At 59.7% G+C, this 14,198-nt stretch carries 12 protein-coding genes; 5 read left to right on the top strand and 7 right to left on the bottom strand.

What is annotated here, in order from left to right:
* Positions 1 to 13: 13 nt before the first annotated feature.
* Entirely contained in the window at positions 14 to 577 is a 564-nt protein-coding gene (locus ABD903_RS03455) for a hypothetical protein (protein WP_345221432.1), read from the bottom strand.
* A gap of 235 nt (positions 578 to 812) precedes the next feature.
* Between ABD903_RS03455 and pyrG the strand changes: the two genes are divergently transcribed.
* From pyrG to ABD903_RS03440, 3 genes are all read left to right on the top strand, one after another.
* Positions 813 to 2,468 carry a CTP synthase gene (gene pyrG, locus ABD903_RS03450; RefSeq protein ID WP_345221430.1) on the top strand — a complete coding sequence of 552 codons (1,656 nt, stop codon included), beginning with the start codon at positions 813 to 815 and terminating at the stop codon, positions 2,466 to 2,468.
* A 206-nt stretch (positions 2,469 to 2,674) separates the two neighbouring features.
* Positions 2,675 to 4,525, top strand: a complete 1,851-nt coding sequence (gene yidC / locus ABD903_RS03445) for a membrane protein insertase YidC (protein ID WP_345221429.1) — start codon at positions 2,675 to 2,677, stop codon at positions 4,523 to 4,525.
* A 138-nt stretch (positions 4,526 to 4,663) separates the two neighbouring features.
* Entirely contained in the window at positions 4,664 to 5,896 is a 1,233-nt protein-coding gene (locus tag ABD903_RS03440; protein ID WP_345221427.1) for a DUF6438 domain-containing protein, read from the top strand.
* Positions 5,897 to 5,981: 85 nt separating this feature from the next.
* On the opposite strand, the gene ABD903_RS03435 is transcribed toward ABD903_RS03440, so the two are convergent.
* A complete protein-coding gene (locus ABD903_RS03435; RefSeq protein ID WP_345221426.1) occupies positions 5,982 to 7,562 on the bottom strand; it encodes an ABC transporter substrate-binding protein in 1,581 nt (526 codons plus the stop codon).
* Positions 7,563 to 7,862: 300 nt separating this feature from the next.
* Here ABD903_RS03435 and ABD903_RS03430 point away from each other — a divergent pair, with 300 nt between their 5' ends.
* The gene (locus tag ABD903_RS03430; protein WP_345221425.1) at positions 7,863 to 8,543 is read left to right on the top strand and encodes a metal-dependent hydrolase; all 681 of its coding nucleotides are present in this window, start codon (positions 7,863 to 7,865) and stop codon (positions 8,541 to 8,543) included.
* A gap of 51 nt (positions 8,544 to 8,594) precedes the next feature.
* Positions 8,595 to 9,404: a ParA family protein gene (locus ABD903_RS03425; protein ID WP_345221424.1), complete on the top strand. Its 810-nt coding sequence runs from the start codon at positions 8,595 to 8,597 to the stop codon at positions 9,402 to 9,404.
* Positions 9,405 to 9,488: 84 nt separating this feature from the next.
* Here the strand turns inward: ABD903_RS03425 and ABD903_RS03420 are convergent, their stop codons facing one another.
* The 5 genes from ABD903_RS03420 to ABD903_RS03400 are packed head-to-tail and all read right to left on the bottom strand — an operon-like array spanning position 9,489 to position 14,188.
* Positions 9,489 to 10,547, bottom strand: coding sequence for a hypothetical protein (locus tag ABD903_RS03420; RefSeq protein WP_345221422.1), 1,059 nt, complete (start codon positions 10,545 to 10,547; stop codon positions 9,489 to 9,491).
* Entirely contained in the window at positions 10,544 to 12,205 is a 1,662-nt protein-coding gene (locus ABD903_RS03415) for an FAD-dependent oxidoreductase (RefSeq protein WP_345221421.1), read from the bottom strand. Before ABD903_RS03415 ends, ABD903_RS03420 begins: the two co-directional genes overlap by 4 nt.
* 13 nt (positions 12,206 to 12,218) lie before the next feature.
* The gene (locus ABD903_RS03410; protein WP_345221419.1) at positions 12,219 to 13,781 is read right to left on the bottom strand and encodes a polyamine aminopropyltransferase; all 1,563 of its coding nucleotides are present in this window, start codon (positions 13,779 to 13,781) and stop codon (positions 12,219 to 12,221) included.
* Positions 13,774 to 13,989, bottom strand: coding sequence for a DUF350 domain-containing protein (locus ABD903_RS03405; RefSeq protein ID WP_345221417.1), 216 nt, complete (start codon positions 13,987 to 13,989; stop codon positions 13,774 to 13,776). Before ABD903_RS03405 ends, ABD903_RS03410 begins: the two co-directional genes overlap by 8 nt.
* A 10-nt stretch (positions 13,990 to 13,999) precedes the next feature.
* Positions 14,000 to 14,188 carry a hypothetical protein gene (locus ABD903_RS03400; RefSeq protein ID WP_345221416.1) on the bottom strand — a complete coding sequence of 63 codons (189 nt, stop codon included), beginning with the start codon at positions 14,186 to 14,188 and terminating at the stop codon, positions 14,000 to 14,002.
* Positions 14,189 to 14,198 lie beyond the last annotated feature (10 nt).

The raw sequence follows: 14,198 nt of genomic DNA, 5'->3' as shown, positions 1-14,198 counted from the left end.
AACGAAACCCCGCCTATTGCAAATGTGCTGTTACCAGTAGTTGTTTTTCGTCTTTCCATTTTTTGTTTTCGCTTATCCAATGGTCAAACCCTTTTGTCCGAACCCAATGTCCATTTTGTTTCTCGTATAAGTCTTTACCACCTTGTCCACCTAACATACAATTGCAGTCTTCTTGAAATTCTATTATTACTTTTTGTCTGTCCGCTGAAATAAGAGGGAAAGAAATATGGTGTAAAATTCCTTGGTCGCAAACTGTGTCAACTGTTGTAAATTCAAATGTCTTGCTGCGTCTTTTATACCACTTTAATTTATTGGGTTTTACCTTTAAGTTCTTGAATTGCGAACTTTGTCCAGTAATAAATGAAATGTCGTCTTGTGTGAATTCTTTCTTGTATTCGTCAGTCAATTGCAAGTCTTGAAATTTCCAGCACACTCTATCTATGTATAAACTGTCGTCTGCAATAATTTCGTTTATGATAGTATAAACTTCGTCCTCTGTCAAGTCTGGTGTCGACTTGCAAGAACTGAAAAACAAAACAGTCAATGTCGATATGATTATTAATGTTCGTGTCGTCATACAATTACTGGTAACATCCGTATTGTCGCTACTCAATAAGCTGCGCGGAGTAGCGACAATCCGTCCTTAGTATGCAAGTGAGTAGCGGCAATCTAGCTACCGTTGGCTGTATTGTCGCTACTGCTACCCAGCAACCTGCGTAGCGTCAAGCCACGCAACGGCACTACCAAAACCTGCGGGGCAACAGAAAAAGGAGCGGGCGCCCCCGCCTTTTCTCCTACCTTTGTTTCCCGTTATGCCAGACCGAAACCTCACCCCCCCGGCTGCAACGGCCAAGTTCATTTTTGTTACCGGCGGAGTTACCTCCTCGCTGGGCAAGGGCATCATTTCGGCCTCCCTGGCCAAGCTCTTGCAAGCCCGCGGCTTCCGGGTCACCATCCAGAAGTTCGACCCCTACATCAACATCGACCCTGGCACGCTCAATCCCTACGAGCACGGCGAGTGTTATGTAACCGACGACGGCGCCGAAACCGACCTCGACCTGGGCCACTACGAGCGGTTCCTGAACGTGCCCACCTCGCAGGCCAACAACGTAACCACCGGCCGCATCTACGATGCCGTGATTCGGAAGGAGCGCGAGGGCGCCTACCTCGGCAAAACGGTGCAGGTGGTGCCCCACATCACCGACGAAATCAAGCGGCGCATGCTGCTGCTGGGCCAGAACGACGAGTTCGACGTGGTCATCACCGAAATCGGCGGCTGTATTGGCGACATCGAGAGCCTGCCCTTTGTGGAGGCCGTGCGCCAGCTGCGCTGGGAACTGCCGCCGAATGACTCGCTCGTGATTCACCTCACGCTGCTGCCCTACCTGGCCGCCGCCAAGGAACTCAAAACCAAGCCCACCCAGCACTCGGTGCGCGACCTGCGCGAGGCCGGCCTGCAGCCCGACATTCTGGTGTGCCGCTCCGAGCACCCCATCCCAGCCGATATGCGCCGCAAAATCGCGCTGTTCTGCAACGTGAAGGTGAATTCGGTTATCGAGGCGCTCGATGCCGACAGCATTTACTCGGTGCCGCTGCTCATGCTCAAAGAGCATTTGGACGAGCGGGTTATCAAGAAAATGAAGCTTACCGGCGGCGGTACAGCTCCCGACCTGGAAACCTGGAAGGATTTCCTCGGCCGCCTGAAAAACCCCACCGAGGAAGTGACCGTGGCCCTGGTGGGCAAGTACGTGGAGCTGCCCGACGCCTACAAGTCCATTCTGGAAGCTTTCGTACATGCCGGGGCCCAGAACGAGTGTAAGGTGTCGGTGCGCATGATACAGTCGGAGCATATTTCGCCCGAAAATGTGGGGCAGCTGCTGCACGGCGTCGATGGCGTGCTGGTAGCGCCCGGCTTCGGCGAGCGGGGCTTCGAGGGCAAGCTGGCCGCCATCCGGTACGTGCGCGAAGAGGGCGTTCCTTTCTTCGGTATTTGCCTGGGCATGCAGTGCGCCGTGGTGGAATTTGCCCGCAACGTGCTGCACATGGAGGGCGCTAACTCCACCGAAATGGACCCGCAAACGCCGCACCCGGTTATTGGGCTGATGGCCGAGCAGAAGGGCATTACCCAAAAGGGCGGCACCATGCGCCTGGGGGCCTACGCCTGCGAGCTGCGCAAGGGCTCCAAGGCGGCCAAAGCCTACGGCCGCAACCACATTGAGGAGCGCCACCGCCACCGCTACGAGTTCAACAACGAGTTCCTGAAGCAGTTCGAGGACGCCGGCATGCTGGCCTCGGGCGTGAACCCCGACACCGGCCTGGTGGAAATGATTGAGCTGACCAACCACCCGTGGTTTGTGGCCGGCCAGTTTCACCCCGAGCTAAAAAGCACCGTGCAGAACCCGCATCCGCTGTTCGTGCGCTTCGTGCGGGCGGCTATTCAGCACCACAAACAGCTAACGGCGGTGTAGGGGCCGGGTGGGGGAGGCACAACGCGGCCCCGGCCAATTTGACAGACCCACCCGAGTGCGCCCGGTTGTTGTAACAGGCGGAACCTCAGGCCTCTTCAAAACGGTTGTAGGCAGTTGGCTGATTGCCACGTACTTTTGCGCCTCGTTTTGGCAGCGCCGATCCGCTGAGCGGTTCTAACTGCCTTTTACTCAATACCCATCCATTCATGGATAAGAACCAGGCCACGGGCCTAATGCTCATTTCGGCGCTGCTGCTGGCGTACCTGTTTTTCTTTAAGCCGGAGCCGCCCAAAGAGCAAGCCGCTAAGCCCGCCACCACGGCTGCCGCTACCAAGCCGGCCGCTGCGGCCACGCCCGCTCCGCTCGATTCGGCCACCCAGGCCCGCAACCTGGGCGCGTTTGCCGCCGCGGCCCAGGGCACCGCCGAAACCGTGCAGCTGCGCAACGACAACCTGACCGTTACGCTGTCTTCGCGCGGCGGCCGCCCCGAAGCGGTGTTGCTGAACAAGGAGAAGACGTTTTTCGGCCAGCCGTTTTACCTGCTCGATAAGCAAAGCGGCCACATCGATGTGCTGCTGCCCGCGCAGGACGGTCGCCGGGTGAAGCTCTCCGACCTGAACTTCCGTTCGTCGGGCGTGCAGCCGGTCGCCGAAGGCGAGAAGAAAGGTCAGCGTGTGGCTTTCACCGCCGAGCTGGCCCCCGGTCAGCAAATCCAGCAGACCTACACGCTGCTCGATAACAGCTACCAGATCGACTACAACCTGAAGCTGGTGGGCCTCAGTGGCTTGGTAAATGGCCAGGAGCCGCTCACCTTGAACTGGCTGGACCGCGTGCGCCAGACCGAGCAGAGCTTCAAGCAGAACCGCGACCATTCGACCATTAACTATTACCTAGCCGAGGACGACCTGGGCTCGATTGCCGAAGCCAGCGACAAACCCGAGGAGCAGATTGCGCCCGGCGCCGTGAAATGGGTTGGCCACAAGCACGACTTCTTTACGGCCGGCCTCATTGCCGGCAAGGAATTCACCAAGGGCAAGTTCAACTCGAACGTAAGTCTGGAAGACAGCACGTTCATCAAGACCCTGCAAAGCACCGTGCAAATCCCAACGGCCGAAGCGCAATCGGCCACCGGCATGCAGATGCAGTACTACTTCGGCCCGAACAAATTCTCGGTGCTGAAGAACGTAGCGCCCAACTTTGAACGCAACGTGTTCCTGGGCTGGGGCGTGTTCCGCTACGTAAACCAGTTTCTGGTTATTCCGGTCTTCTCGTTTCTGGAGCAGTTCATCAGCTCGTACGGTATTATCATCGTTATTCTGGTAATCCTCATTAAGCTGCTGTTCTGGCCGCTGGTGTACAAATCGTACCTCGCCCAGGCCAAAATGCGGGTGCTGAAACCTGAGGTAGATGCCATCAAGGAAAAGTACGGCGACGACCAGATGAAGGTGCAGAGCGAAACCATGAAGCTCTACCAAAGCACCGGCTCCAGCCCCCTGGCCGGCTGTATTCCCATGTTGGCTACCATTCCGGTGCTGCTGGCTTTGTTCCAGTTCTTCCCGAATGCCATTGAGCTGCGCGGCGAGTCGTTTCTGTGGGCGAAAGACCTGAGCACCTACGATTCGCCCATTCACCTGCCGTTTGCGGTGCCGTATCTGGGCAGCCACATCAGCCTGATGACGGTGCTCATGACGGCCTCCACGCTGCTCATGACCTGGCAGAGCAACCAAATGAACCCGGCCGCCATGCAGGGCCCGATGAAGTTCTACAGCTACCTCATGCCGCTGATTTTCTTCTTCGTGCTGAACGATTACCCGGCTGGTCTGACCTGGTACTACTTCGTCTCGAACATCGTGACCTTTGCCCAGCAGGCCATTACCCGCACCTTCGTCGACGAAGACAAGCTGCACGCCCAGCTGCAGGCCAACAAAGAGAAAAACAAGGACAAGAAACCCGGCGGTTTCCAGGCCCGCCTCGCCGAAGCCATGAAAGCGGCCCAGGAACGCGAGGTAGAAGCCAAGAAGCAACCCGATGCTAAGCCGAAGTCCAAGAAAAAATAAATTTTTGTCTGAAGATCAGTAAGTTAAAGCCTCCCGGTGCACGCATCGGGAGGCTTTTTGGTTCTAGAATATTTGCTTTTCGCGGTATTGGTCCGCTTTTTGGAAATTGCTGAGCCAGACTCTTCTCTCCCTACGGCCATGCGACTAAACTTACCCTCTCTGCTGACTGCCGCGCTGCTTGGCGCTTCGCTCTCGGCCTGTACCGTGAACTATTACGTTACCGGCGACGGGCCCCGCCGCCCGCGCCCCAGCTACGGTGGCGACTGGACCTCCGGCAACGGCGGCTGGCAGCAAGGCCCTGGTAACGGGCCCTCCGGCCCCATTCGTCAGGCGCCCACGGGCACGGGCGGCGTCCGTCCGCCGTCGGGTACGCCCACCGGCAACGGCGGTACCCGGCTCCCCACCGAAACGCCCACCGGCTCGGGCCCCACCAAGCCACCGGTTTACGAAACGGGTGGACACAAACCCGAGCCGCCCATTCGGCAAAACCCTACTGGCGGCATCAAACAAAACCCCACGCTGGAAACCGGGGGCGTAAAGCCTCCTAAGGATACCTACGAGACCGGCGGACACAAGCCGGAGCCGCCCATTCGGCAAAACCCCACCGGCGGCATTAAGCCCCCCAAGGATACCTACGAAACGGGTGGGCACAAACCGGAGCCACCGGTGCGTACGGTGCGGGTGGTAAAGCAGGAAACCCCGGCCGAAGGCCCCAGCGGGACCAACGGCCAGCCAGCTAACGGTAGCGGAATGGGTACTTCATCCGGCGAAGTGAAGTACGAAACCGGTGGGCACAAGCCCGAACCGCCCCGAGTAAAGGAGGTTATCAAAGGCGACCAGGTAATCAAGAACGCCGAGCAGACCATGGGCGGCGCGGTGGATACTTCGCCCCAGCCAGCGACGTTTGTAACCGGCGGTATTAAACCGATGCGCACCGGCCGCGTACGGGCCGAAGAAAACACCAACCTGGAAACCGCAGGCGAAGCTGTTTCCAACGAACCGGTTATTGTGTTTCGCAAAACGCCTTGCCTGGGTCCCTGCCCCGATTATGAGGCCACCATTTGGGCCGATGGCCGGGTGCGCTACGTGGGCAACCGTAACGTAGCCAAGGAAGGCACCCACGAGCTGCGCATTCCGGCCGCTACGGTAGCTGAAATCCTGCGTCAGGTCGACGAAATAGGTTTCAGTAAAATGGCTCCGCAGTACGTGAACGGCGCTACCGATATGCCCTCTACCATCTTGACCATCAGCCGCGCCGGCCGCAAAGCCAAAACCGTGCAGGTGGAGCATGGCGCCCCCGACGAGCTAGTGGGCTTGCTGAACTTCATAGACTTTGAAATAGCCCGCGTGAGTGGCGGGCCGAAAGAATAGGGCTGGCATTGCCACCACCGTAAACGCCAAACGGGCCGAAAGCAGCTGCTTTCGGCCCGTTTGGCGTTTTATGAATTAGGCTAAACTACTCTTTGCGCACGCGTTCCAGCACCAGCTGGTTCATGGGGTTGGGGGTAAGGCCGCGCACGTTGTTTTGGGTGAGGCGCACTACTTCATCGTAATACAGCGAAATAACGGGCGACTCGGCTACCACCAAGCGGTCCATGGCCTGGTACAGCTGCCAGCGGCGTTGGTCGTTGCGCTCCAGCTTGGCCTGTTCGTAGAGCTTGTCGTAAGCAGCGTTGCGGAAATGCGTTTTATTGGGGCCGGCGGGGCTGAAGTTCGGGCTGTAAAACAAGGCCAGGTAGTTCTCGGCATCGGGGTAGTCACCGAGCCACGACTTGGTGAAGAAGGCGGCACGGCCGTTATCTACCAACTCTTGGTGCGCGGCGGCCTGGTTCACGTCGATGGCCACTTCAATGCCTAATTCAGCCCATTTTTTCTGCAGGTACTCGCAAATTTCCTTGCGCTCGGCCACGGTGCTCAGGCGCAGGCGTAGCGGCTTACTACCTGGGCCGTAACCGGCTTCGCGCAGCAGGGCTCGGGCTTTGGCCGGCTGGTAGGTGTAGCCCGGCACCGCTTCGGCACTGAACGAAGGCAAAGACGACGGCACGAAACCGGAGGTACCCGGCCGGCCTACGTTATTGATGAAATAAGCCAGTAACTCGGCCCGGTTTACGCCGTAGCTCAGCGCCTGCCGCACCCGCACATCACGCAGAGCGGGCTGGTTGGCCTCACCGCGCAGGTTCTTGGGGTCGAGCTGGAAACCGAGGTATTCGGTGTTCAGGTACGGTACTTTCTGCAGCTGAAACCGGCCCGCGAAGTCTTCGCGCACGGTGCCATCGGGGTTCATGATCAGGTCGCGGGAGCCTTCGCGCACGCCCGAGAGGAAATCGAGCTTGCCCTGCTGGAAGGTCAAAAACTCGGTTTTGCGGTCGGTAATAAAGCTGATGAGTACCGCGTCGAGGTAGGGCAAGGGCTGGCCCTGGGCGTCGCGGCGCCAGTAGCCGGGGTTGCGGTGGTACACAATGGCCGAGCCCTCGTCCCAACGCTTGAACACGAAAGGCCCGGTGCCCACCGGATGCTCGCGGAAGTCCTTGCCGTAACGCTGCACGGCTTCGCGCGGCACCACGTAGGCGTAGGGCATCGTCAGAATTCCGAGGAAAGGAATAAACGGCTCCTTGAGGTAAATGCGCACCGTGGAGTCGTTGGCGGCCACAAAGGCGGTATCGGCTGGCTCGCCGGCAGCGTTTTCGATGACTTTGCCGCGGAAAATCCAGCCGCCGGGGCTGGCCGTGGGCTTGTCGAGCAGGCGCCGGAAGGAATACACCACGTCCTGGGCTTTTACTTCGCGGCCTTTACCCCCGAGAAATACCTCCGAATCGTGGAAACGCACGCCGGGACGCAGCACGAAGGTGTAGCGCAGGCCGTCGGGCGATATGTCGTAGCGGCGGGCCAGGGCCGGCGCGGGGCGTAGCGAATCGTCGAGCTCGATGAGGCCGTTGTAGAGCTGGGTTACGGCCCAGATATTGGCCTGCTTGTTGGCAAAGGCCGGGTCAAGCGAAGTCAGTGCCTCGGGCTGGTTGTAACGGAATACGCGGCGCACATCGGCGGGCTTTTCAGCACTGCCGCAACTTGTTGCTACAAGCGCAATGCACAGCAAGGCAAGCTGAAATAAAGCGGCCGAAGCCCGGCTCGAAGAAGCAACAAAACCCCTAATGTGGGCACTGATGCTAACGGGACTAGAGTAGAAAAGCGCCAAGGAGTTACGTTCAAAATAACCCTGAAACGGCCCGAAACAGGCCAAAAAGCGGGGCATGCGGAAGGCAAAAGAGGTGTATATTTGTAGCAAAGTACGGCTAAATCCGCGGCCTTCCGCCGGCTTCTTACCCGCTTTGTGCCCTCTATGAAACTCACGTATTACGGCCATTCCTGCTTCCTGCTCGAAACCGGCGGCAGTCGTTTGCTCTTCGACCCGTTTATTCGGCCCAACCCGTTGGCGAAGGACATCGACGTAGAGAAAATCGAGGCCGACTACATCCTGCTCAGCCACGGCCACGGCGACCATGTAGCCGACGCCGAGGAAATAGGCAAGCGCACCGGAGCTCAGCTCGTGGGCATGTTCGAAGTACTAGCTTGGTTTGAAGCCAAAGGCTTGAAGGCCGACCTGAAGATGAACCTAGGCGGCAAAGTGGCCCTGCCCTTCGGTACCGTGAAAATGGTGCCGGCGGCGCACTCCAGCTCCATGCCCGACGGCTCGTACGGCGGCGTGGCCGGCGGTTTCATCATCGAATCGGAAGGCAAGACCTTGTACTTTGCCGGCGACACGGCCCTGAGCTACGACATGAAGCTCATCGGCGAACAGCACAGCGTAGATGTAGCCCTGCTGCCCATCGGCGACCATTTTACCATGGGCGTGGCCGATGCGCTGACCGCCGCCAGCTGGCTGAATTGCTTCCGCATCATTGGCATGCACTACGACACGTTCCCGCCCATTGCCGTCGACGACGATAAGGCCATGGACCAAGCCATGTTGGCCGGCAAGGAGCTCGTGTTGATGAAAATCGGGCAAACGCTTTCTTTGTAATTAACTTTACCGCTACCGGCGGCTGTTTCCCCGCCGGCAAGCTGCGACTACATGGGCAAAATCATTGCGGTAGCTAACCAGAAAGGCGGCGTGGGCAAAACCACCTCGTCCATTAACCTTGCGGCCTCGTTGGCGGCGCTGGAATACCGCACCCTGCTGGTAGATGCCGATCCGCAGGCCAACGCCACCTCCGGCGTGGGCTTCGATCCGAAGGACATCCAGCACAGCATCTACGAGTGCATGGTCGACGGCATCAACGCCCAGGACATCATCCTGCAAACCAACATTCTGCCCCACCTCGACCTGATGCCTTCGCACATCGACCTAGTGGGGGCCGAGGTGGAGATGATCAACCTGCCGAACCGCGAGGAAAAGATGAAGCTGGCTCTGGCGCCCATTGCCGAGCAGTACGACTTCATCATCATCGACTGTTCGCCGTCGTTGGGCCTGATTACCGTTAACGCCCTCACGGCCGCTAACTCGGTAATCATTCCGGTGCAGTGCGAGTACTTCGCTTTGGAAGGATTGGGCAAGCTGCTGAATACCATTAAGATCATTCAGAGCCGCTTGAACACGGCTCTCGATATTGAAGGCATTCTGCTGACGATGTACGACGTGCGTCTGCGTCTCTCCAACCAAGTGGTGGAGGAAGTGAAAACACACTTCCAGCAGCTCGTATTCGATACCATTATTCCGCGCAACGTGAAGCTGTCGGAGTCACCGAGCTTTGGCATTCCGGTTATCCTGCACGACGCCGAAAGCAAAGGCTCGATCAGTTACCTGAACCTGGCGCGCGAAATCGTAGAAAAGAACATCGTGGCCGGCACCGGCGCCGCGTACGCCGAGGACGACGCAGCGTAAGCAACGGTTTAAAGTGTAACACCGCGGCCCGCTTTGCTAGTGCAGAGCGGGCCGCGGTGCGTTTAGGCTGCGCGGCAATCGAATCTACAGAGCCGCTTTTTGAGCCTCCTGGCCGGCGCGCCGCCAGATAAATCCGTCGAGGACGTAGTGCGTAGCTTGGGGCAGGGCCAGCAGCGGTATCAGCAACGCCAGCAGGGTAGAGTCGGCTACGTGCGGCAGGAGCTGAAAAAAGCTGAACACGGAGGCATGCTCACGCCACACCAACCCGTCCCAGAGGCCTTCCTCTAGGTAAGCAAGCACCACCACCAAACCCAGAAACACCATCAAGCCGTAGCGGCCGGCCCACACGCCACGGCGCGCGGCCTTGCCATTGGGTTGCCGTTGGGGGCCGCTGCTCCACACCAGCGCCAGGTACGGAATGCCGTGCGACACCACGTTGAGCAGGGTAAACGCCAGGTCACCGTTGAAGTACACGATGCCGAAATACCACGACACCAGCGTGCCAACGACCAGCAGGTTGCGGGGCCAGTTGACGTTGCGGGTAAGCAGCCACAGGTGAATTTCTTTGCCTAAGTAAAGCAGCAGCACCAGCACGTACAGCCCCGTGGCTACGTAGCGGCCCACGGACCAGTCGTGGCGCACAAAGTCGCCATCAATAAACCAGTTAAAGTTGCGCGGCGGCGAGAAGTGCCAGTACAGCAAGGGGTAAATGGTGGCGTAATAAATGATGGCCGTATCGAGCCAGCGGAAAGTGGACGCTTCTTGCCGGGCGTATAGGCGCAGAAAGCCGTATTGCTGTCGGATGAAATGGAAAACGGCGAGGTAGGCCAGCACCCGCCAGAAAAGCAAGCCGCCCCCGGCCAGGTACAAGGCCACGCCGGCGGCGTAGCACAGCGCGGGCACTACCCAGAACAGCAGCCACCGCTGTCGGCGCCGTTGCGGGTCGAGGTAGGTGCGGAACAAGGTGCTGTACACGTGGCTCACATCGATGAGCAGCACCAGCATCACCCAGCCAAGCAACGGCATGCTGGCCGACGAGCGGAACGAGGCGGGCAGAAGCATGACCACAAGCAACGCCAGAAAAGGCGGCGCCAGAATGAAGAGCCCGTCGTAGCGGGCCGAACGAATCCAGGGTTGGCTCATGCGGACTGACCAAGAATTTCGTTTGCAGCCCTGATTCCCTGGTAAAAGGCCTCTTCGAAAATGGATACCCCGCTCAGGTCGGTGTGCGCGAAAAACAGCTTTCCGTGCCTGGGCTGGGCCGCGGAGAAGCGTTCGGAGTTCCACAGGTAGCCCGGCGTGGGCGCTACCATGCCGTGGCCCCACACCCACGCCTCCGCGTGCTGCAAGTGGGCGCTAATACCGGGGTGAGCGGTTTCTAACTCGCTCAGGATTTGCGTCATCCAATCCTCGTAAGAAGTCTGGTAAGCGCGCCGACGGGCTAAATCGGGGGCTTCTTCGGAAAGCGGCCAGTAGAAGGTTATCACCTTGGAGCCCAGGTCGGAACCGAGGTTCTGGTGGTTGGCATTGATGTACCCCAGCGAAGCGCTGCCGTACTGCACGTTGTCCCAGCAGAGCGGTACGCCCGGTCCTTGCGGCAAACCGGCTACCGTGAGGTTGGCAATCAGCCAGGGCGCGTGGTATACGTTAAGCTTGGGCGCCTCCGGCCACGCGTCAGCCAGCAGGCGCTGCGTAACAAAGTGCGGCGTGGCCAGCAGCACGCGTTTGGCTTCGATGCGGGTGGTTTGCTTCGTTGCCACGTCGTAGGTCAGGACTTCCACGCCAGCAGTGGTTTCGCGTAAGCCGTAGGCCAAGGTACCGGCCTTTATACCCGCAGCCGTTTGCCGGCGCAAGTGGTTAACCAAAAAGCCGTTGCCTTCGGGCCAGGTTAGCACATCGGCCGCGGCAGCGTTGTGGGCCTGGCCCTTGCGGCCGGCAAAATAGTGGATGCCGGCCCAGGCCGAGACTTGGGTGGCGGGGGCACCGTAGTCGTCGCGGCAGCAGTAGTCGAGGTACCAGCGCAAGTAGGGCGAGGTAAATCCCTGCGCCGTGAGGTAGTCGGCAAACGACAGCGCGTCGAGCTGCCGAAACTGCGGATCGGCGGAGGAACGGTCGAGGGGAATGGCAAAAGCGTCGCGGCCGTCAGCACCTCGGGCTTGGCGAAATTGCTCCGCCAACGCCAGAAACCGGGCGATTTGCGCTAGGTCGGCGGGCGGTACGCCCAGGTTGGGCACTAAGCCTTGCTGCCAATGGCCGTGAATGTGCAGCCGTTCCTCGGGGTCGTGGCAGAGGTAGTACTCGTTGTAGACCGGCAGGCCTGCTTCGCTGGTACCGGTAATTACGCCGGCCTCGGTCAGAAACTCCAGTAGCTCGTGGTTGCGAGTGTCGGGGATGGGGAGGTAATGAGCGCCCCACGGATAAGCCGATACCTCGTTTCGGCCCGAAGAAGCGTTACCACCCACCTGCTCGTCGAGCTCCACCAACAGCACATCGGTTATGCCGTGGCGGTGCAGCCAGCGCTTAGCCGACAGCCCGGTTACGCCACCACCGATAATTAGCACTTCAGTTTGGACGGTGTGCGCCGGTGTGGGCAACTTACTAGGCTGGCGCAGCAGGTGCCCCACGGCGTGGTTCGCGCCGCGCATGCCGCCCGGAACAGCAGCCCGCGAGGCCGCCGGCGCGCAGGAGGGCAGCAGGCCGGGGCTCAGCAGCAAGCCGGCCAGCCCCACCCCGGTACGGGCGACAAACTCCCGGCGGCCCAGCCGGAACGGTCCAGCCTTGCTCGGTTCCTGGTTACTCATGGTTTGCCCGTGGTCAATGCGTGTAAGGCCCCCAATCCTCTTCGAAGTAATGCACCAAGGCCTGGTTGTTGAGCTGATTGACCTCGGTCGGAAGCTCGGCCATATCGGGTGGGAAAACCAGCATCTGGCGAATAACCTCCGGGGTGATGTAGCGCAGGTCTTTGGGCAGCGGCCCGTCGCCGCGCCAGTGGCCGTTGCGGCCTGCTAGCACGTAGCCCCACTCGCCAAACGAGGGCACGTACAGGTGGTAGGGGATGGTGTGGAAACCCGCCGCGGCCAGGGTGTGGTTGATGCACCAGAACGAGCGGCGCGCCACGTACGGCGAGGTGCTTTGTACCACCAGTAGCCCACCGGGAGCCAGCAGCTTGTCCAGCTCGCGGTAAAATGCCGTGCTGTACAGCTTGCCAATGGAGTAACTGGAGGGGTCGGGAAAATCCACTACCAGCAAATCGTAGCGGGTAGTGTCCTCGCGCACCCAGCGGTAGGCGTCGCCGTTGATAACCTCCACCTTGGGGTGCAGTAGCGCGCGGTTGTTGAGGGCCAGCAGCAGCTCGTTTTGCTGAAAAATGCGCGTCATGCCGGGGTCGAGGTCGACGAGCCGGATTTGCCGGAGCTGCGGGTATTTCAGCAGCTCGCGCACGGCCAGTCCGTCGCCGCCGCCCAGCACGAGGGCGCGGCGGGCGCGGGGCAAGGCCTGCATGGCCGGGTGCACCAGGGCTTCGTGGTAGCGGTACTCATCGGCCGAGCTAAACTGCAGGTTGCCGTTCAAAAACAGCCGCAGCTCGCGGTTATTCTTGGTAAGCACGATGCGTTGGTAGGGCGTGCTTTTGCTGTAGATAACCTGGTCCTGAAAGGCCATGGTTTCGGTGTAGGTCTGAATGCGCTCGGCGTACACAAACCCCGCGCCCAACACCAGCAGCGTAGCCGCAATAACGCCGGCAAAGCGGCGGCGGTAGGGGCGGGTTTCGCGGAACCGATACAGCACGATACCGGCCACGGCCACGTTCAGCGCCCCAAAAAACAAGGAGGTGCGAATCAGGCCCAGCTGCGGCACCAGCACCAACGGGAAAATAAGGGAAGCCAACAGTGCCCCGATGTAATCGAAGGTGAACACCCGCGAAACGAGGTCTTTGAATTCGTAGCGGTTCTCCAGAATCCGCATGAGCAGCGGAATTTCCAGCCCCACCAAAATGCCGGTGAGGCCCACCAGCCCGTAGAGAATCAGGCGGAACGAAGTGACGTACTCGAAGAGCACGAATAGCAGCGGCGCCGAGATGCCGCCCACAATGCCCACCAGAATTTCGAGCCGGATAAACCACTTGAGCAGCGGGGCATCGAGAAAACGCGACAGCCACGAGCCGATGCCCATCGAGAACAGGTAGGCCCCGATGATGGTGGAAAACTGCATGACCGAGTCGCCGAGCAGGTAGGAGGCCAGCGTGCCGGCAATCAGCTCGTAAATCAGCCCGCAGGTGGCAATAACGAATACCGAGCCCAGCAGCAGAGCCGGCAGGTGGTCGGGCTGGCGGACGGGTGCGGGCGGGCGGCGCTCGGCCACCGTGGGGCCGTTAGCCATGAATGGCCGAGCTGATGATCAGGGCCACGGCCAGCACGAAGGAGGCGGCCACAATGGCAAAGGCGGTGTTGTGCTCTTCCAGAATTTCGCGGCGCAACGTGCGCGGGGCCAGCTTATCGAACACGAAGAAGCACACGAACAGGATGAAAATGCCCAGCAGCGAGTAAATGAGCGAGGCCGCGATGAGCTTGGCGTTGAGGTATTCCATGGAGCAGAAGTTACTTGTGGTAGTAGCGGACGCCCGAGCCGCCGCCCGAGCGGGCGCCGCCGTAGCCGTTAAGGTTTTCGGTGCTTTCGTTGTCGTCGCCGAGCAGGCGCGTGCCCGTGAGGCCGGCCCACACGAAACCGCCCAGGGCCAGCAAAGCCACGGCGGCGAACAGGCGGAATTTTCGGATGTGTTCGAACATAGAGCGGATG

This window comes from Hymenobacter koreensis (genome assembly GCF_039541855.1).
Lineage (GTDB): Bacteria > Bacteroidota > Bacteroidia > Cytophagales > Hymenobacteraceae > Solirubrum > Solirubrum koreensis.
This window is presented reverse-complemented; position numbering and strand designations above follow the sequence as displayed.

What these genes read in the sequence shown, in the direction of transcription:
- ABD903_RS03455 (WP_345221432.1), bottom strand. Translation starts at nt 577, where the DNA reads ATGACGACACGAACATTAATAATCATATCGACATTGACTGTTTTGTTT.
- pyrG (WP_345221430.1), top strand. Translation starts at nt 813, where the DNA reads ATGCCAGACCGAAACCTCACCCCCCCGGCTGCAACGGCCAAGTTCATT.
- yidC (WP_345221429.1), top strand. Translation starts at nt 2,675, where the DNA reads ATGGATAAGAACCAGGCCACGGGCCTAATGCTCATTTCGGCGCTGCTG.
- ABD903_RS03440 (WP_345221427.1), top strand. Translation starts at nt 4,664, where the DNA reads ATGCGACTAAACTTACCCTCTCTGCTGACTGCCGCGCTGCTTGGCGCT.
- ABD903_RS03430 (WP_345221425.1), top strand. Translation starts at nt 7,863, where the DNA reads ATGAAACTCACGTATTACGGCCATTCCTGCTTCCTGCTCGAAACCGGC.
- ABD903_RS03425 (WP_345221424.1), top strand. Translation starts at nt 8,595, where the DNA reads ATGGGCAAAATCATTGCGGTAGCTAACCAGAAAGGCGGCGTGGGCAAA.
- ABD903_RS03420 (WP_345221422.1), bottom strand. Translation starts at nt 10,547, where the DNA reads ATGAGCCAACCCTGGATTCGTTCGGCCCGCTACGACGGGCTCTTCATT.
- ABD903_RS03415 (WP_345221421.1), bottom strand. Translation starts at nt 12,205, where the DNA reads ATGAGTAACCAGGAACCGAGCAAGGCTGGACCGTTCCGGCTGGGCCGC.
- ABD903_RS03410 (WP_345221419.1), bottom strand. Translation starts at nt 13,781, where the DNA reads ATGGCTAACGGCCCCACGGTGGCCGAGCGCCGCCCGCCCGCACCCGTC.
- ABD903_RS03405 (WP_345221417.1), bottom strand. Translation starts at nt 13,989, where the DNA reads ATGGAATACCTCAACGCCAAGCTCATCGCGGCCTCGCTCATTTACTCG.
- ABD903_RS03400 (WP_345221416.1), bottom strand. Translation starts at nt 14,188, where the DNA reads ATGTTCGAACACATCCGAAAATTCCGCCTGTTCGCCGCCGTGGCTTTG.